20 protein-coding genes and 1 pseudogene are annotated in these 16,362 nt (G+C 59.4%); 10 read left to right on the forward strand and 11 right to left on the reverse strand.

Annotated elements, in window-relative coordinates; translation table 11 throughout:
* Positions 1-18 precede the first annotated feature (18 nt).
* The 4 genes from CFE47_RS12950 (at position 19) to CFE47_RS12965 (ending at position 3,479) form a co-directional block, all read left to right on the forward strand.
* Complete coding sequence (locus tag CFE47_RS12950) at positions 19-630, forward strand: LemA family protein (RefSeq protein WP_185709497.1); 612 nt, start codon at positions 19-21, stop codon at positions 628-630.
* An 18-nt stretch (positions 631-648) separates the two neighbouring features.
* Positions 649-1,377, forward strand: coding sequence for a TPM domain-containing protein (locus tag CFE47_RS12955; protein WP_286837540.1), 729 nt, complete (start codon positions 649-651; stop codon positions 1,375-1,377).
* A 28-nt stretch (positions 1,378-1,405) separates the two neighbouring features.
* Complete coding sequence (locus tag CFE47_RS12960; protein WP_286837542.1) at positions 1,406-2,023, forward strand: TPM domain-containing protein; 618 nt, start codon at positions 1,406-1,408, stop codon at positions 2,021-2,023.
* Between the two features lie 247 nt (positions 2,024-2,270).
* The gene (locus tag CFE47_RS12965) at positions 2,271-3,479 is read left to right on the forward strand and encodes a class I SAM-dependent methyltransferase (RefSeq protein WP_286837544.1); all 1,209 of its coding nucleotides are present in this window, start codon (positions 2,271-2,273) and stop codon (positions 3,477-3,479) included.
* Positions 3,480-3,596: 117 nt separating this feature from the next.
* On the opposite strand, the gene CFE47_RS12970 is transcribed toward CFE47_RS12965, so the two are convergent.
* The 3 genes from CFE47_RS12970 to CFE47_RS12980 form a co-directional block, all read right to left on the reverse strand.
* A complete protein-coding gene (locus CFE47_RS12970) occupies positions 3,597-4,490 on the reverse strand; it encodes a DMT family transporter (RefSeq protein WP_286837546.1) in 894 nt (297 codons plus the stop codon).
* Positions 4,491-4,644: 154 nt separating this feature from the next.
* Positions 4,645-5,517, reverse strand: a complete 873-nt coding sequence (locus CFE47_RS12975) for a dihydrodipicolinate synthase family protein (protein ID WP_286837548.1) — start codon at positions 5,515-5,517, stop codon at positions 4,645-4,647.
* Between the two features lie 28 nt (positions 5,518-5,545).
* Positions 5,546-6,328 (reverse strand): aldolase, encoded by a 783-nt coding sequence (locus tag CFE47_RS12980; protein ID WP_135288111.1) that lies wholly within the window; start codon positions 6,326-6,328, stop codon positions 5,546-5,548.
* A 105-nt stretch (positions 6,329-6,433) separates the two neighbouring features.
* Between CFE47_RS12980 and CFE47_RS12985 the strand changes: the two genes are divergently transcribed.
* On the forward strand, positions 6,434-6,961 hold the full coding sequence (locus CFE47_RS12985; RefSeq protein ID WP_286837551.1) for a helix-turn-helix domain-containing protein: 528 nt from the start codon (positions 6,434-6,436) through the stop codon (positions 6,959-6,961).
* Between the two features lie 141 nt (positions 6,962-7,102).
* Here CFE47_RS12985 and CFE47_RS12990 read toward each other — a convergent pair whose 3' ends face one another.
* On the reverse strand, positions 7,103-8,119 hold the full coding sequence (locus tag CFE47_RS12990) for a DUF4917 family protein (RefSeq protein WP_286837553.1): 1,017 nt from the start codon (positions 8,117-8,119) through the stop codon (positions 7,103-7,105).
* A gap of 125 nt (positions 8,120-8,244) precedes the next feature.
* On the opposite strand from CFE47_RS12990, the gene yiaY reads away from it, so the two are divergent.
* The 3 genes and pseudogenes from yiaY to CFE47_RS13005 all read left to right on the forward strand — a co-directional run.
* Positions 8,245-9,393, forward strand: coding sequence for an L-threonine dehydrogenase (gene yiaY / locus CFE47_RS12995; RefSeq protein ID WP_286837555.1), 1,149 nt, complete (start codon positions 8,245-8,247; stop codon positions 9,391-9,393).
* A 92-nt stretch (positions 9,394-9,485) separates the two neighbouring features.
* On the forward strand, positions 9,486-10,160 hold the full coding sequence (locus CFE47_RS13000; RefSeq protein ID WP_185709486.1) for an NAD(P)H-binding protein: 675 nt from the start codon (positions 9,486-9,488) through the stop codon (positions 10,158-10,160).
* Between the two features lie 340 nt (positions 10,161-10,500).
* Positions 10,501-10,735 (forward strand): annotated as a pseudogene (locus tag CFE47_RS13005) (CoA transferase); the annotation flags it as partial.
* Between the two features lie 240 nt (positions 10,736-10,975).
* On the opposite strand, the gene CFE47_RS13010 reads toward CFE47_RS13005, so the two are convergent.
* On the reverse strand, positions 10,976-11,464 hold the full coding sequence (locus tag CFE47_RS13010; protein ID WP_286837557.1) for a DMT family transporter: 489 nt from the start codon (positions 11,462-11,464) through the stop codon (positions 10,976-10,978).
* Positions 11,465-11,541: 77 nt separating this feature from the next.
* On the opposite strand from CFE47_RS13010, the gene CFE47_RS13015 reads away from it, so the two are divergent.
* Entirely contained in the window at positions 11,542-12,447 is a 906-nt protein-coding gene (locus CFE47_RS13015; protein ID WP_502695480.1) for a LysR family transcriptional regulator, read from the forward strand.
* A gap of 139 nt (positions 12,448-12,586) precedes the next feature.
* Positions 12,587-13,114, forward strand: coding sequence for a DUF4142 domain-containing protein (locus CFE47_RS13020; RefSeq protein WP_286837561.1), 528 nt, complete (start codon positions 12,587-12,589; stop codon positions 13,112-13,114).
* Between the two features lie 52 nt (positions 13,115-13,166).
* On the opposite strand, the gene CFE47_RS13025 is transcribed toward CFE47_RS13020, so the two are convergent.
* The 6 genes from CFE47_RS13025 to CFE47_RS13050 form a co-directional block, all read right to left on the reverse strand.
* On the reverse strand, positions 13,167-13,592 hold the full coding sequence (locus CFE47_RS13025; RefSeq protein WP_286837563.1) for a low affinity iron permease family protein: 426 nt from the start codon (positions 13,590-13,592) through the stop codon (positions 13,167-13,169).
* Positions 13,593-13,696: 104 nt separating this feature from the next.
* Positions 13,697-14,197 carry a methylated-DNA--[protein]-cysteine S-methyltransferase gene (locus tag CFE47_RS13030; protein WP_286837565.1) on the reverse strand — a complete coding sequence of 167 codons (501 nt, stop codon included), beginning with the start codon at positions 14,195-14,197 and terminating at the stop codon, positions 13,697-13,699.
* Between the two features lie 77 nt (positions 14,198-14,274).
* Entirely contained in the window at positions 14,275-14,595 is a 321-nt protein-coding gene (locus CFE47_RS13035) for a hypothetical protein (protein WP_286837567.1), read from the reverse strand.
* 9 nt (positions 14,596-14,604) lie between these two features.
* On the reverse strand, positions 14,605-15,015 hold the full coding sequence (locus tag CFE47_RS13040) for a type II toxin-antitoxin system HicB family antitoxin (RefSeq protein ID WP_185709479.1): 411 nt from the start codon (positions 15,013-15,015) through the stop codon (positions 14,605-14,607).
* A 22-nt stretch (positions 15,016-15,037) separates the two neighbouring features.
* Positions 15,038-15,220 (reverse strand): type II toxin-antitoxin system HicA family toxin, encoded by a 183-nt coding sequence (locus tag CFE47_RS13045; protein ID WP_003189411.1) that lies wholly within the window; start codon positions 15,218-15,220, stop codon positions 15,038-15,040.
* 168 nt (positions 15,221-15,388) lie between these two features.
* A complete protein-coding gene (locus CFE47_RS13050; protein WP_286837568.1) occupies positions 15,389-16,282 on the reverse strand; it encodes a LysR family transcriptional regulator in 894 nt (297 codons plus the stop codon).
* Between the last annotated feature and the right edge of the window lie 80 nt (positions 16,283-16,362).

Genomic DNA, 16,362 nt, shown 5'->3' on the forward strand with positions numbered 1-16,362 from the left:
TTCGCCAGGAGAAACACCATGCAAGCAGCACAAGGTTACCGTTGGGGCGTGAAAGCCGCGGTTTTGTTACTGATTAGTACCGTACTCAGCGGTTGCGGCATCAATAACATCCCCACCCTGGACGAACAGGCCAAGGCGGCCTGGGGCCAGGTACAGAACCAATACCAACGCCGTGCGGACCTGATCCCCAACCTGGTGGAAGTGGTCAAAGGCTATGCCACCCATGAGCAGGACACCCTCACCGCCGTGATCGAAGCGCGGGCCAAGGCCACCTCGATCCAGGTAGATGCCAGCACCCTCGACAACCCGGAAAAACTCAAGCAGTTCCAGCAAGCCCAGGATGGCCTGAGTGGTGCACTCAGCCGCCTGATGGTGGTGTCCGAGCGCTACCCGGACCTCAAGGCCAACCAGAACTTCCTGGCCCTGCAATCCCAGCTTGAAGGCACCGAAAACCGCATCGCCGTGGCCCGCCGCGACTTTATCCAGGCAGTGCAGGCCTACAACACCGAGATCCGCACATTCCCCGGCCGCCTGTGGCACAGCGTGATGTACAGCGACTTGCCGATCCGTGCCACGTTTGAAGCCACCAGCGCCGATGCCGATAAAGCACCGCAAGTGAAGTTCAAATAACGCTGCATTGAGGTGTCGATGCGTTTATTAAGGATAGGCCTGGCGCTGTGGCTGTTGGCCTGCGTGGGCGTGGCCCAGGCGGCGCTGACGTTCCCGGCGCTGACGGGGCGGGTGGTAGACACCGCGCAGATGATCGACCCGGCTACGCGCGCGCAACTGACCCAGCAATTGCAGGCGCTGGAGCAGACCTCGGGCGACCAGATCGTGGTGGTCACCGTGCCCGACCTGCAAGGCGTGCCCATTGAGGACTTTGGTTATCAATTGGGCCGCCACTGGGGTATCGGCCAAAAGGGCAAGGACAACGGCGCGCTGTTGATCGTCGCCCGAGATGAGCGCAAATTGCGCATCGAAGTCGGCTACGGCCTGGAAGGTGTGCTCACTGATGCGCAGTCGTGGGTGATCATCAACCAGGTGATTGCGCCGGCGTTCAAGGCCGGCAACTACAGCAAGGGCATCAGCGATGGCGTGGCGGCAATGCTGCAGGTGGTGGGCGGCGAACCGCTGGCGGTGCCGGCCCATGTGGCGGATGCCAACTTTGCCAAGGATAATCCCGGGTTTTCCATCGGGCTGTTTATCCTGCTGATCGGCGTGTTGTGGCTGTGTAATCGCCTGGGGCTGCCAGTGGGCGCGATCTTGCTGGCGATTCTCAGTAGTAGCGGACGCGGCGGCGGTGGAGGCGGCGGTGGCGGTGGTTTTCGGGGTGGCGGTGGCGGCTTCGGCGGCGGCGGGGCTTCGGGTGGCTGGTGATGATAATAATGAGAGAGCAAGCACAACCATGGCATTACTGACTGAACACGAGCAGCGCCAAGTCGCCGAAGCGATTGCCCGCGTCGAGAAAACCACCGACGCAGAACTGGTGACCGTCCTGGCCGCCCGCGCCGACGACTACGCCTACATTCCGCTGCTGTGGGCCAGCTTGATCGCCTTGGTGGTGCCGGGTGTGGTGCATTACCTGTCGGGCTACCTGACCATGTACACCCTACTGCTGGCGCAATGGGCGACGTTCATTGTGCTGTGCCTGGTGTTTCGCTTGCCCAAGGTCACCACACGTTTGATTCCACGCTCGGTACGCCACTGGCGTGCATCCAACCTGGCCCGGCGCCAGTTCCTGGAGCAGAACCTGCACCACACGGTGGGCAGCACCGGCGTGCTGATTTTTGTCAGCGAGGCCGAGCGGTATGTGGAAATCCTGGTGGATGACGGGATTTCCAAGCGTTTGGACGACGGTAGTTGGGATGTGATCGTCAAGGCGTTTACCCAGCAGGTGAAGCAGGGGCAGACGTTGGCGGGTTTTATCAGCTGTATTGAAGCGTGTGGCGAGTTGTTGAAGGTGCACGTTCCGGTCACCCAAGCCCGTAACGAACTGCCTAACCGCCTGGTCGTACTCGAATAGCCCAGATTGCACCGGGCCCAACTGTGGAAACAGGTTTCATGTGGGAGCTGGCTTGCCTGCGATGGCATCACCTCGGTTTGCCTGATGGACCGAAGTGTCCGCATCGCAGGCAAGCCAGCTCCCACACAAGCTGTGTTTTCACATTTAGATTGTGGCGACTCGTCGACCGTTGATCAAATAACCCCGTGCCCTAAACCCCCATCCCCCCTAAAATGCCGGGCATTCCCAGCCCGAGGCGTTTTTGTTCATGTCCGTCACCGCTCAACCTGTCAGCGACCACCACGCCCAGTTCATCGAACTGCTGAGCGCAAGCCTCGCGCAGAACGCGTTTATCAAGCTGGTGCTGGCCAAGTACGTCGGCGAGGAAGCCGAGTTGCAGCGGCTGATCATCAAGCCGGTAACCGTCAAGGAACAGCCATGCCTGTCCTTCGTCTATCGCTACAAGACCCGCGATATCACCAAGAACTTCGCCTTGACTGACGGCGTGGCGACGATCGCCGCACTGTTGCCGACCCAGTTCAAGAACGCCCACCTGCTGTCGCTGACCGACGAAGCCCAGCTGGAATACAGCAAAAAGAACAAAAGCTCGCTGTTCAAAAGCAAGCCGCAGCAACTGCGCGAAGCACCCTCGGCCGAGCATAACCGCGAGAAGCATCGCTACCTCGATCTGAGCCGGCCGTTCCTTTCTGACCTGGGTGTGACCGATGCCAAGCAGGCGCTGATCCCGTCGATGTCGCGCAAATGGAAGCAGATCAACAAGTTCATCGAAGTGTTCAGCCATGCGCTGACGTCATCGCCGCTCAAGCTGGATCAACCGGTGCGCGTCGCCGATTTCGGTTCGGGCAAGGGCTACCTGACGTTCGCCATCCACGACTATCTGCGCAACACCCTCAAGGCCGAGGGCGAAGTGACCGGTGTGGAGTTGCGCGAAGACATGGTGACCCTGTGCAATACCGCCGCCGCCCGCCTGGAACATCCGGGGCTGGTGTTCAAGTGCGGCGACGTGCGCAGTGTGGCGCCGAGCGAACTGGACGTGATGATCGCCCTGCATGCCTGCGACATCGCCACAGACTATGCGATCCACACCGGCATTCGCTCCGGCGCGTCGATCATCATGTGCTCGCCGTGCTGCCACAAGCAGATACGCCTGCAGATCCAGAGCCCGGCGCTGTTGAAACCGATGCTGCAATACGGTTTGCACCTGGGGCAGCAAGCGGAGATGGTCACCGACAGTCTGCGAGCGCTGTTTTTGGAGGCTTGTGGCTACGAGACCAAGGTGTTCGAGTTCATCTCGTTGGACCACACCAACAAGAACAAGATGATTCTGGCGGTGAAGCGCGCCGAGCCGTTGGATAACGCCCAACTACTGGAGAAGATCCAGGAATTGAAGGCGTTCTACCACATCACCGAACACTGCCTGGAAACCCTGCTGCGGGCGGATGGTTTCTTAAGCTGAATGCAGAGCCCCCTGTGGGATCGGGCTTGTGTGGGAGCTGGCTTGCCTGCGATAGCATCTGCTCGGCCTAACTGATACACCGAGGTGTCTGCATCGCAGGCAAGCCAGCTCCCACATTTAGATCGCGCTAGGCTTGGGGGCTGGCTGTACGCTGGTCTTGCGCCCCAACATCACCGTCACAATCACCCCACACGCAAACACCCACGTAATCGGCTCGATATGTTCCCCAAAGAACAACGCCGAAAATGCAATGGTGAAGAAGATCTGCAACAGCTGGATCTGGCTGACCCGCGCGATCCCGCCCATTGCCAACCCGGCGTACCAGGCAAAGAACCCCAGGAACTGCGAGAACAGTGACACATACCCAAACGCCCACCACGTGCGCATGGAAATCGCCCCTTGATGTTGCGCCGCCAGGTACCACACCGGGCCGATCAACACCGGCGTCGACAGCACCAGCGCCCAGCAGATCACCTGCCAGCCGCCCATCTCCTTGGCCAATCGGCCGCCTTCGGCATAACCCAGGCCACCCACGGCAATCGCGCCGAGCATCAGCAAATCACCGGCCTGGATACTGCCGGCACCGGTGATCAGCGCGTAACTCAATACCAGACCGCTGCCCAATGCTGCGCAGGCCCAGAAGGCTTTGGACGGTCGTTCATGGGACAACCACGCCGCATACAACGCCACGCACAGCGGTTGCAGGCCGTTGACCAGTGCGCCATGGGACGCCGGCAAGGTTTGCATGGCCCATGCCGACAACACTGGAAAACCAAGGATCACCCCGGCAATCACCAGGCACAGCCCGCGTACTTGGCGCCAGGTGGGCCATTGCTCACGGCGCCACAGCAACAGCGCGGCCGCCGGAACCGCCGCAAACAACGCACGGCCCAGGCCGTTGAGCAGCGGGTGAATTTCCTGCACCACGATCCGGGTGAAGGGCAGTGTCAGGCTGAAGATGATGACGCCCAGCAGGCCGAGGGCCATGCCGGTGTTTTCGCGCGAGCTCATGGGTGGGATCCGAAATAGAGAGGAGCCGAAATCCAGAGGGCTTCCTGGGAAGCCCATCTAGCCACAACCCCCGCCGATTGCGGGCCTACAGCTGCGCGCGGATTTATCCGTACAGTTGGGTACTGCGGGAGGGATTTGTGCGGGAGTTGTGGGCTTAGCGCAATAATGCTTTCAGCTGTTTGATCCCGGCTTCTGCCAGTGGGAACACCGGCAACCGCGGATTGCCCACTTCCAGCCCGGTCAAACGCAACCCGGCCTTGATTGTCGCCGGCAATCCACCCTTGAGGATGAACTCCAGCAACGGCAATTGTTGGTAGAACAACGCGCGTGCCTTTGTAAGATCATTGGCCAACACCGCGTCATACAAATCTAGGTTCAACTGCGGGATCAGGTTCGGCGCGGCGGTGCACCAGCCTTTGGCACCCGCCGCGAACGCTTCCAGTGCCAAGGGGTTACAACCGTTGTAGAACGGCACGTCGGTCTGGCGATGCAATTGGTGCATGCGTTGAATATCCCCGGTGCTCTCCTTGACCATCGTCACGTTGGCCACCTGCTTGATGATGCGCAGGATCAAGTCCACCGACATGTCCGTGCCGCTGGTAGCCGGGTTGTTGTACAGCATGATCGGCACGCCGATGCTGTCGCCAATCGCGGCGTAGTGCGCAAGGATTTCCGCTTCGCTGAGCTTCCAGTAAGACGCCGGCAGCACCATCACCACATCGGCGCCATTGGCTTCGGCGTAGCGGGCGCGGCGCACGGCCTTGGCGGTAGTGAGGTCGGATACGCTGACGACGGTGGGAACGCGTCGGGCGATTTTGGCCAGGCTGTAGGCACTGACTTCATCCCACTCGGCATCGCTCAAATAGGCACCTTCGCCGGTGCTGCCCAAGGGCGCGATGGCGTGTACGCCGCTGGCGATCAAACGGTCGATGGAGCGGCCCAGGGCGTCGAGGTCTACGCGTTGGCCATCGCTGCTGAACGGGGTGATGGTGTAGCCGATGATGCCGTGAATATTGGGGCTGGACATGGGAAGTCTCCGGTCGAAAAAAGGGCTGTCAGTTCAGGCAATCGGCGTGTTTGCGCAGGTTCTGCCGGGCGTAGTAATTGAACGCGGCACCATGACGCTTGGGCCGGGAGATCCAGTCATGGGCCTCGCGCCCCAGTTCCGGCAGGATCGGCTTGATGGTGCCAGCGGCCATTGCCAGCAACTGCAACTTGGCTGCGCGTTCGATCAATTGCGCGATCACACAGGCTTCCTCGATGCTCGCCCCGGTGCTCAATTGGCCGTGGTGCGAGAGCAGGATCGCGCGCTTGTCGCCCAAGGCCTCGGTGATGATCTCGCCTTCTTCGTTACCCACCGGCACCCCTGGCCAGGCTTCCAGGAATGCACAGTCTTCGTACAGCGGGCACAGGTCCATGTGGGACACCTGCAGTGGCACTTCCAGCATCGACAGCGCGGCAATGTGGGTTGGATGCGTGTGGATGATGCAGTTCACATCCGGGCGGCCACGGTACACCCAGCTGTGAAAGCGGTTGGCCGGGTTGGGAATGCCATGGCCTTCCAGCACTTCAAGGTCTTCGTTTACCAGCAACAGGTTACTGGCGGTGATTTCGTCAAAACCCAGGCCCAATTGCTGGGTGTAGTAAGTGCCCTGTTCAGGGCCGCGCGCGGTGATCTGCCCGGCCAGGCCGGAGTCGTGGCCGTTCTCGAACAGGATGCGGCACGTGAGCGCCAGCTTTTGCCGGTCGGTCCACGTATTATCCGCCAGGGTGTTTTGCATCTGGATCAGTGCTTGCTTGACCAGTTGGTCTTTGGGGAGTGCTAATGTCTTGGCCATATCGGGTGCCCTCGGTGGCTGCAAATGACACTTAAGATGCTATATGACACTTTGTGTCATTGGCAAGCACAGCGTATCGCTTACTGCATGGATTAATCGCAGCGCATGTCTATCCGTTTGAAATTATTGAGAAAAAAACTTGGCGTGACGCTTGAAGCCCTGGCTGAAAAATCCGGGATGACCAAGAGTTACCTGTCCAAGGTCGAACGCGGGCTCAACACGCCGTCGATCGCCGCCGCGCTGAAACTGGCCAAGGCGTTGAACGTGAAGGTCGAAGAGCTGTTCAGCGAAGACAACGTCAGCCTCGACAGCTACAGCCTGGTGCGCAGCCACGAGCGACCGGACACTTCACCGGGCTACGCGGTGCTGGCCCATCAAGTCAGTGAGCGCAGCCTGTTGCCGTTCATCATCTACCCGCCGCAGGAATTCACCGACAAGAGCTTCAAGGAACACGTGGGGGAGGAGTTTTTGTTCGTGCATGAAGGCCAGGTGGAAGTGGATTTCATGAACGAGCGGGTGATTCTGGAGCGGGGCGATGCGCTGCATTTCAATGCACAAAAGCCCCATCGGCTGCGGTCGGTGGGGCCGGTGCAGGCGCAGTTATTGGTGGTGGTGCACAGCTCGGAAGAGTGACGATGATACGAGTTTGAAATGCCGCCCCATGTGGGAGCTGGCTTGCCTGCGATAGCGGTGTATCAGACGCAAATGTGCAAGCTGACCCACCACTATCGCAGGCAAGCCAGCTCCCACAGTTGATCTCTTTTGTTCTGGAGATCAGCGTTCGACCGGTACTGACAGTGCAGGGTTGCCCAGTGCATGGGTGCGTGCCGCGAAGAACCTCAGTTCAACCCCCGTCCCGTCAAACAACTGCGAATACCGCCGCTTCTGCTGTCGAATAAACCCGTCACTGCGCCCCGATACCGAGATCGCCAGGGTGGTCAATTTGGCCTGGCGAATGGCATCCACCAAGTGTTTGTCTTGCGGCCCCAAATCATGGCCAAAGACGCATAACGCACCTTCATGATTGAGCAACTGCTCATAACAGAACGACAGATAATCCGAACTGCGGATGGTCTTGAGCTTCTCCTCAACCTTGCCTTCGCTGACAAACAGCGGCACATCGTCGAGGGTTTTGATCGTGTTGTTGATGGCAAAACTGCTGAGCAAGGTGCTGTCGGTAGACGGCAATTTGCGCGCGGTGCCATCGAGGTTACGCACCAAGTGCAAACCACCGTGCAGGTACAGGATGCGCGTGGCGTTTGTACGGGTGTCGCGCAGGTCGAAGCTGGCGTCCGCGCTACGGAACAGGTCGTCAATGCCCGGCGTATGCAGGATCGCCCAGTAGTTGAGCAGGTCGTAGTTGCTGGTGAATACCGTGGCGTAGTTTGTCAGTTCAGCGTTGATCGTCGCCAGCGTCGACGGCTGTACCAGGCGCCACGGGATATGCACGCCGTGGATGGTATTGATCAGCGCTTCCTTGATCGCGTAGTAGCGATTGCGCGGCGCCGCCGAGCTGACCGCCAGGGCCTTGTTAACCCGGCTGGTGGTTTTGAGTGCGCCCAGGGCCTGCTCGAAACTGCGGGTTTGCAGGGCGTCGAACACACTGAGTTCGGATTGGCTCAGGGGTTTTTCTTCGACAGTGCGCGCGTTTTCAAACAGCGAGTCGTAGGCAAAGTCTTCCCAAATCGTACGGCTGGCGCCGTTGCCGATCAGAATCCCGCTGAAGTCGAGGCCAGCGCGCAGTGCGCTCCAGTCTTCAAGGTGGGCGTCAATATCCTGGAAATCCTTCATTGCGGCGGGTCTACTCGAAATCGGCTGGACGGTGACTTTATCACGAGCGAGCGTTGATCCTGATCAAGATGCCGTAGGCAGGTGAGGTCGATGCTGTAGGCATAAACGTCATCCGAGGATTCGCCATGAGCAGCACCTTCTTCATTCCCGCCGTCAACATCATGGGCACCGACTGCCTCGACGAAGCCATGACCGCCATCCGCAACTACGGTTTTCGCAAAGCGTTGATCGTCACCGACGCCGGTTTGGCCAAGGCCGGCGTGGCCAGCATGATCGCCGAGAAACTGGCGATGCAAGACATCGACTCGGTGATCTACGACGGCGCAAAGCCCAACCCCAACGTGGACAACGTCGAGAAAGGCCTGGCACTGCTGCAGGAAAGTGCTTGTGATTTCGTGTTGTCGCTAGGTGGCGGTTCGCCCCATGACTGCGCCAAGGGCATCGCCCTGTGCGCCACCAACGGCGGGCACATCGGCGACTACGAAGGTGTCGATCAATCGAGCAAGCCGCAACTGCCGCTGGTCGCCATCAACACCACCGCCGGTACCGCCAGCGAAATGACCCGTTTCTGCATCATCACCGACGAAAGCCGCCACGTGAAAATGGCCATCGTCGACCGCAATGTCACGCCGCTGCTGTCGGTCAACGACCCGGCGCTGATGGTCGGCATGCCCAAGGGGCTCACCGCCGCCACTGGCATGGATGCCCTGACCCACGCCATCGAAGCCTACGTGTCCACCGCCGCCACGCCGATCACTGACGCCTGTGCCATCAAGGCCATCGAACTGATCAGCGCCAACCTGCGCCTGGCGGTACGCGATGGTAGCGACAAGGTTGCGCGAGAAAACATGGCCTACGCCCAGTTCCTTGCCGGCATGGCCTTCAACAACGCTTCCCTGGGTTTCGTGCACGCCATGGCCCACCAACTGGGTGGTTTCTACGACCTGCCCCACGGCGTGTGCAACGCAGTGCTGCTGCCACATGTACAAAGCTTCAACGCCAGCGTCAGCGCCAAACGCCTGAGCGATGTGGGCCGCGCACTGGGCGCCGACGTCAAGGGCGTCACCGACGAAGAGGGCGCCCAAGCCGCCATCGCCGCCATTCGCAGCCTGGCACTCGACGTTGAAATTCCCGCCGGCTTGCGCGAGCTGGGCGCCAAGTTGCAAGACATTCCATTACTCGCCACCAATGCGTTGAAGGACGCGTGTGGGCTGACGAATCCGCGTCGGGCGGACCAACGTCAGATTGAGGAGATTTTTCGCAACGCGTTCTGAAAGGGGCGGTTGCAGGCCGCAAGCGTTAAGCTACGAGCTGAATTGCATTCAACTTGCGCTTGAAGCTTGCGGCTTGCCGCTGAGGTCCCCTTATGAGAGTTCTACTATTCGGCGCCACCGGCATGGTCGGCCAAGGCGTGCTGCGCGAGTGCCTGCTGGCCGCTGACGTGCAGGAAGTGGTCGCCGTTGGCCGCACGCCCCTGACCCAGGAACACGGCAAGCTGCATCAGGTATTGCACAGCGACATGCTGGATTTCCAACCCCTGGAGAACTTGCTGCAAGGGTTCGATGCCTGTTTCTTCTGCCTCGGCGTTTCGTCGGCGGGGATGAATGAAACCAAGTACACCCACCTGACCTACGATCTCACTCTGGTCGCTGCCAGCACCCTGGCACGGCTCAATCCGCAGATGACTTTTATCTACGTGTCCGGCGCCGGTACCGACAGTTCCGAGGCAGGCAAGTCGATGTGGGCGCGGGTCAAGGGCAAGACCGAGAACGCTTTGCTGCGCCTGCCGTTCAAGGCGGTGTATCTGTTTCGGCCGGGGGTGATCCAGCCGTTGCATGGCGTGCGTTCGAAGACGCCGTTGTATCAATCGTTCTATACCGTGCTCGGGCCGTTGCTGTCGTTCTTTCGCCGGGTAAAACCAGGTTGGGTGGTGAGTACCGAGACCGTCGGCCGGGCGATGTTGCAGGCGGCGAGTGTTGGTGCGCCGCAGCCGGTGGTAGAGCAAGCCGAGATCAACCGCTTGGCCAACGAGCGTCACTGATGTTGCACAAGAGCCTGGTGCGTCGACTGGATCTGATCACCCTGCAGTTGTTCGTCGCGGTGCGCGATGAGGCGAAGGCGGTGGCGTAAGCACCCACGGAGCTCAATTGTAGTGAGCGGGCTTGTCCCGCGCTGGGGGGCGAAGCCGCCCTAAACAAGGACGCCTCGGTATTTCAGAAAGACTGAGGTGCCTGGATTTAGGGCGGCTTCGCCCCAGCGTGGGTGCCCGCTCACTACAGTGTTCGCATTTGGTGAACGGTCTTTGCCAACTGACGGTTGGATTTATCCTGTGTCTGCGCTTCAGTCTTGGCCGCACATTCCAAGAATAGGAGGTACACCCCATGACGGCTCCCCTGAGCGGTATCAAGGTGATCAAGATCGAAGCCATGGGACAGGGCGATCCGCTTCGCTTATGGCGGAAGCTTCACGACGGTACGTCGCTGTGGTGGTACCTGCAATCGCGCAACAAGAAGTCGCTGGCCCTGGACCTTAAGTCTGCTCAAGGTCTGGATCTGATCAAGCAACTGCTCGGCGATGCCGACGTACTCATCGAAAACCTGCGTCCGGCGGCCTGGAAAAACTTAGTTGGGATTGCTACCGGTATCGACCTGCCGCATTTTTTGCAAATGTCTCGCCGCCTGCCGGCTTTGCTGGGCCATGACTTGCCCGGCCAGGTAGCCAAAGCCGGGCGCAATTGCGACTTGCATCCACCGCCGGCGTAAATTGTCACGCTTTAATGTGTGTGCGTTGTTGGCGGCGGCGGCGTTGTTGCTGTGGGGCCTTGCGCAAAAATTGCGCACCCTCGACAAGGGCTGATCAGCCCGCCGTTGCCAAGCTGCGGGCAGGGCTGGCGCTGAACTGGATCAACGCCACGCCGCAGATCAACAACAACGCCCCCAACACGCGGGGCGTTGTCAGTTGGCGTTCCACCAGGCCGAACAGGCCGAAGTGATCGAGTACCAACGACGCCAGAATCTGCCCGGCCATGGCCAGTGCAATAAACCCCGACGCGCCGAGCTTGGGCAACAGCATCAACGCCAGGGAAATAAAGCACACGCCAAACGCACCACCGGCCCACATCCACAGCGGGGCCTTGCTGATAAACGTCAGGCTCGGCAACGGTAAACGCAGTGCCAGAATCACCGGCAACAAAACAATGATGCTGACCAGCAACGATGCCAACGTGGCCCATAACGGGTGTCCGAGCCCTCGTCCCAGGTTGGCGTTGATCGCACTTTGAAACGGCACCACCGCTCCGGCGATCACCGCCAGCGCCAATAAGCCTACCCAATGCAGCGTGGTCATTTGATGTCTCCCAGAGGTTTTGCTGGACTCTAGGTTATTCGTCGCGCAAATTTAAATTCCAAGTTCTTATGTGGGGCATGCAGCTAATGAATGATCTGCGTCGTATCGATCTCAACCTGCTGGTGATTCTCGACGCCTTGCTCACCGAGCACCACGTCACCCGTGCCGCCGAGCGTTTACATCTGAGCCAACCGGCAGTCAGCCATGCATTGGCACGCTTGAGAGATTTGTTGGGTGACCCGTTGCTGGTCCGTCAGGGCGGTAGCTTGGTGCCGACTGCGCGGGCGTTGGAGCTGGCCACGCCACTGGCCGAAGCGTTGGCCCACGTGCAAGCGCTGCTGGCGCCGAACCGGTTTGATCCTGCATCGGCCAAACGCCGGTTTCGTGTGGCAATGTCGGACTATAGCGCGGCGATTTTCCTACCCGGGTTGGTGCGCACCTTGCGTCGCGAGGCTCCGGGTATCGACCTGCAAATTATCCAGGCGAGCCGTGAAGGCATGGTCGATGGCGTGCTCAATGGCGACCTTGACCTGGCCGCCGGCGTATTCCCTGACATGCCCGCCGAACTGCGCACAACACCTCTGTTCGAAGAGCATTACACCTGCCTGGTGGATCGCGACAGCCTACCGGATGACGGCTCGCTGGACCTGGCCACGTACCTGTCGCGCCCCCATGTGCTGCTGGAAATGCGCGGCAGCGGCACACCGGAAATCGAGCGTGCGTTGACCGCGATTCGTGAGCGCCGGCATGTGGCAATCAGCCTGCCGCATTGGGGCGTGGCGCCTCAGTTGATCCAGGGGACGGACTTGATATTGACGGTGTCTTCCCGGGGGTTGCTGAACATTGACCGCGAGCATCTGGTGGCTGTGACGCCGCCGTTTCATATTCCCTCGTTTGCGGTGGAGTTGGCGTGGCATGCGCGGCGGGGCGGGGATTCTGGATTGCAGTGGTTGACGGGGCGGGTGCAGGATGTATTGGCATGAGACTGCTTCAAATAGGGGGCAGACGTGACGACCGTTCGTCGCACTGACGAGTTTTTTCTAAACCTTTGCCGTCCTGAAAATTCGAATTCAGGGCGGGGTGTGTTCCCCCGCACTTATTTTTGCCCTGGAGGAACCCATCATGAGCCGCATGGCTATCCGGTTACGCACCGCCAGTTTCGCGATGCTGCTGGGCCTCGGCGCCAGCAATGCTTTCGCCCAGTCGCCTGCTGAATTCATCGAGCAGGCTTCGGCCAAAGGTATGGCCGATATCGAAACCAGTCGCATGGCCCACGCCAAAACCTCGTCCCAGGAAATCAAGGACTACACCATCGAGGTGATCAACGAGCGCACCCTGGCCAACCAGCACCTGGCGGCCATCGCCAAGAAGCTCGACCTGCCGGTGGCGCCGCGCGAGAAAATCGTCGACAAAGCCGAAACCCTGATGCCTGAACTCAAGGACGGCGACTCGTTCGATGCCGCCTACACCGCGCAGCAGGTCAAGGAAAACGAAGACGCCATCGCTCTGTTCAAGCAAGAAGGCGCTGCGTCCGATGTGCCGGAAATAAAGGCCCTGGTGGATGAGACGCTGCCCAAGTTGGAGGAACGTCTGCAAAAAGCCCGTGCCCTGGCGTCGACCTACGGCAAAGGCCATCTAGGCGACGGTTGATAGCGTCACTTGATGTGAAAACGGCGGTTGGATGCTCTCCAACCGCCGTTTTTTATGCCTGATTCAGGTCAGTCTTGTCCTGCGCTGCGTCGTCTGCAACATCGCCGCAACCACTGTTCAGGCTCACCGTGCCGGTACTGCCGATGCTGCGGTATTGCTGGCGCAGTTTTTCCAGCTCTTTGCGGTCCAGGCCATCCAGGCTGAGCACGGCATTTTGTGCGTCCTTGGAGACGCGCAACAGTTCGTCGATCTTGATGTGCAGAATGTCGTTGTCGCGGTTTTGCGTGTTCTGGATCAGGAACACCATCAGGAACGTGATGATGGTGGTCGAGGTGTTGATGATCAGTTGCCAGGTGTCGTTGTAGTGGAAATACGGCCCGCTCAGGCTCCACACCAGAATCAACGCCACCGCTGCATAGAACGTTCGCGGGCTGCCAGCCCAGCGGGACAGGGATTGCGAGACTGCGGAGAATTTCATGACCGTTTTCCTTAAAAAGGGTGGGTGATGAAAGTATGGACCGCAGGGAGTCTTTGAAATTTCTTTTTACAAAATTCCAGAACAACAACGTTGTACGGTTTTACTCAGAACGCCAGCTCCGCTTGGCCTGAGCCTTCCAGCGCAAGCAGATATTGCTTGGCTTCCAGGCCACCGGCGAAACCGGTCAGGCCACCTGAGGCACCAATTACCCGGTGGCAGGGCGCGATGATCGAAATGGGATTACGTCCATTGGCGGCACCCACTGCACGCACGGCTTTGGGGTTGCCGATTTGCTGGGCGATCTGGCTGTAGCTACGGGTTTCGCCAAACGGAATGGTCAGCAGCGCTTGCCAGACTTGTTTCTGGAAGTCGGTGCCGTCGAAATCCAGCTCCAGCTCGAATCTGTTGCGCGTGCCTGCGAAGTATTCCTGCAACTGTCGCTCGGTTTCCAACAGCGCCGGGCAGTCATTGGCTTCGTGCAGTTCACCCAGGCGTACGCGGTTGGCACGCTCGACTTCCCACAGGATGGCGTTGAGTTTGCCGTTGCGCGCTATCAGCGTGAGTTGGCCGACAGGGGAGGGCATCAGTTTGTATTCGTAGGACATGAGCGGGCTCCTGAGTATTTGCTAACGGAGTCTAGAGCGGCGAGCTTCGCGGCAAACTACGTTTCTTGCGGTCAAATTCAGCGCCGCCAGTACAGCCATTCTGACAAGGATGGGTAAGCGTAGAGCCATGCAATGTAGCCGAGGGCCATGAGTATCGAGGGGGTCGACAGCATCACCAGCGACACAAGATTAAGCAGTGTGATGATGACGGCAGTCGCCGTTAAACCCGTGCTGGCTTGTTTGGTCGCAAACCAGATGCCATAACCTGACGTGGCAATGGCTAGCAGCACGCCGACGCCACCCAGCCCCATCAATGAAATCATGAGTGGCAGGATCAGCACAAAACCGATGGTCTTGTAGGCGGGATGCCTTGAGTGGCTTGGTTTTAGTCGGAACATGATGGGGATTTATCCCTCCTGCTGTAGAACCTTCAATGCTGCCGAGGCCAGAAAACCCGAGCGGCTTTTTTCTTCCGGGTGATGCAGCACGTACTCATCGATGCGGTTCAGCAGGTAACCGGGCAGCGTAATGTTGAGCTTTTGCGCCTTGCCCAGATACTTGGTGACATCAATGTCCACCACGGCCCAGGTGCAGCCCGCGTACTGCGGGTTGGCGGCATGCAGGGTGACTTTCTGCGCGTTGGGGATCGGTGCACCGTCTTCGGCGAGGATCTCGAAGTGCCCTTCAATGGCTTCACGAGCCATGGCCATGGCGTCGTCCAGATCGTCGCCGGCGGAGTAGCAGCCAGGGATGTCCGGTACTTCCACACCCCAGGCGTGGTCTTCGTCGCCGGTTGAAATTGCAATGGGGTAAAGCATGTCTGTTGTCCTCCAGGGACGGTTAACTCAACAAAGCCTGTTTCAAAATGCTTTTGGCGGTCTTGTCCAACAGGTCCTTCTTTGGATGAGGAATCGTTACCAGTCCCGGTTTTGTGGGGTGCTTGAAGTGGTGATGGCTGCCCCTGATGCGTACCAAGTACCAGCCATCCGCAACGATATGGCCTATCAAATAACGGCTATCCACAACACCTCCTTGTGGTGTGTGTTGGTGGTGACTATAACCACTCGAGTTAAATTATCAACACTCTACCTACCGGCGTTAGACGACCGGTATTGGGGTAAGCGACAGATGGAGTGTAAGAGCGCGCAGCAATAGCGCTGGGGAGAGGTATTGCGAAGTTTTGCGATCGGGTTACCGGGTGTGTAGAGCAACCGCAATCACGCTGAGAAATGCCTCAACCAGCGTGCTTTTGGTTTGCGTCGGCGTTAGCACCAACAACTTCGCACACGCATCCACCTCCACCAACGGCCTGTATGTCACGCCTTTATTCATCAAACTCTGTGTACATTCCGGCACCAGCGCCACGCCTTGCCCGGCGGCTACCAGCGCAATGATCGAGGTGATTTGCCGCCCGGTCGGCCCAGCTCGCAAGGGTTGCCCGTGGTGCCGGTAAAGCTGTTCGATGGACTGGTTCAACCCCGAGCCGTAATCCGCCGGAAACAGAATCAACGGGTACGCGCTGAGTTGCGCCAAGCTGACCTGCGCCTGGCTTGCCAACGGGCTATCAGTGGAGACCGCAGCCACCAGACGTTCTTCGCCGAGTGACAGTGCTTGCACCTCATCCCCCTGAGGCAGCAAGCGGCTCAGGCCGATATCCAATCGCCCATCCGCCACCTGCGCGCCCAGGCTGCCGGAGGCGCATTCCACCAGGGTCAGTTGCACATCGGGAAAGCGCTGGGCGAATGCCTGGATCGCCTGGCTGAACAGGTCTGACAACGCGATGGAGCTGACGTAGCCCAACGTCAGTTGCCCCGCCGTGCCTGCTGCCAGTTTGCCGGCGATCACTTGCGCCAGTTCAACCTGTTCCAGCACCCCGCGCGCATAAGGCAGGAACGAGCGACCTTGGGCCGTGAGCGTTACCGAACGGCTGGTACGATCGAACAGTTTGAAGCCCAATTCTGTTTCCAATGCCGAAATCTGCCGGGTCAGCGGCGGCTGGGCCAGGTGCAGGCGAATGGCTGCGCGACCGAAGTGCAGTTCTTCGGCGACCGTCAGAAAGTACCGTAGCTTGCGTAGGTCGAGCATCCTGGCTCCAGGGTATTGATCGGTTCGAAATCGGTATTGGTTCAAGAGCTGCCGGCCATTCTATAAAGACCTCACAAAAT

Source organism: Pseudomonas sp. PGPPP1 (genome assembly GCF_002255865.1).
GTDB classification, from domain to species: Bacteria; Pseudomonadota; Gammaproteobacteria; order Pseudomonadales; family Pseudomonadaceae; genus Aquipseudomonas; species Aquipseudomonas cremoris.

Bases quoted from the DNA above. Each gene is read 5' to 3' on its own strand.
- CFE47_RS12950 (WP_185709497.1), top strand. From the start codon at position 19: ATGCAAGCAGCACAAGGTTACCGTTGGGGCGTGAAAGCCGCGGTTTTG.
- CFE47_RS12955 (WP_286837540.1), top strand. From the start codon at position 649: ATGCGTTTATTAAGGATAGGCCTGGCGCTGTGGCTGTTGGCCTGCGTG.
- CFE47_RS12960 (WP_286837542.1), top strand. From the start codon at position 1,406: ATGGCATTACTGACTGAACACGAGCAGCGCCAAGTCGCCGAAGCGATT.
- CFE47_RS12965 (WP_286837544.1), top strand. From the start codon at position 2,271: ATGTCCGTCACCGCTCAACCTGTCAGCGACCACCACGCCCAGTTCATC.
- CFE47_RS12970 (WP_286837546.1), bottom strand. From the start codon at position 4,490: ATGAGCTCGCGCGAAAACACCGGCATGGCCCTCGGCCTGCTGGGCGTC.
- CFE47_RS12975 (WP_286837548.1), bottom strand. From the start codon at position 5,517: ATGTCCAGCCCCAATATTCACGGCATCATCGGCTACACCATCACCCCG.
- CFE47_RS12980 (WP_135288111.1), bottom strand. From the start codon at position 6,328: ATGGCCAAGACATTAGCACTCCCCAAAGACCAACTGGTCAAGCAAGCA.
- CFE47_RS12985 (WP_286837551.1), top strand. From the start codon at position 6,434: ATGTCTATCCGTTTGAAATTATTGAGAAAAAAACTTGGCGTGACGCTT.
- CFE47_RS12990 (WP_286837553.1), bottom strand. From the start codon at position 8,119: ATGAAGGATTTCCAGGATATTGACGCCCACCTTGAAGACTGGAGCGCA.
- yiaY (WP_286837555.1), top strand. From the start codon at position 8,245: ATGAGCAGCACCTTCTTCATTCCCGCCGTCAACATCATGGGCACCGAC.
- CFE47_RS13000 (WP_185709486.1), top strand. From the start codon at position 9,486: ATGAGAGTTCTACTATTCGGCGCCACCGGCATGGTCGGCCAAGGCGTG.
- CFE47_RS13010 (WP_286837557.1), bottom strand. From the start codon at position 11,464: ATGACCACGCTGCATTGGGTAGGCTTATTGGCGCTGGCGGTGATCGCC.
- CFE47_RS13015 (WP_502695480.1), top strand. From the start codon at position 11,542: ATGCAGCTAATGAATGATCTGCGTCGTATCGATCTCAACCTGCTGGTG.
- CFE47_RS13020 (WP_286837561.1), top strand. From the start codon at position 12,587: ATGAGCCGCATGGCTATCCGGTTACGCACCGCCAGTTTCGCGATGCTG.
- CFE47_RS13025 (WP_286837563.1), bottom strand. From the start codon at position 13,592: ATGAAATTCTCCGCAGTCTCGCAATCCCTGTCCCGCTGGGCTGGCAGC.
- CFE47_RS13030 (WP_286837565.1), bottom strand. From the start codon at position 14,197: ATGTCCTACGAATACAAACTGATGCCCTCCCCTGTCGGCCAACTCACG.
- CFE47_RS13035 (WP_286837567.1), bottom strand. From the start codon at position 14,595: ATGTTCCGACTAAAACCAAGCCACTCAAGGCATCCCGCCTACAAGACC.
- CFE47_RS13040 (WP_185709479.1), bottom strand. From the start codon at position 15,015: ATGCTTTACCCCATTGCAATTTCAACCGGCGACGAAGACCACGCCTGG.
- CFE47_RS13050 (WP_286837568.1), bottom strand. From the start codon at position 16,282: ATGCTCGACCTACGCAAGCTACGGTACTTTCTGACGGTCGCCGAAGAA.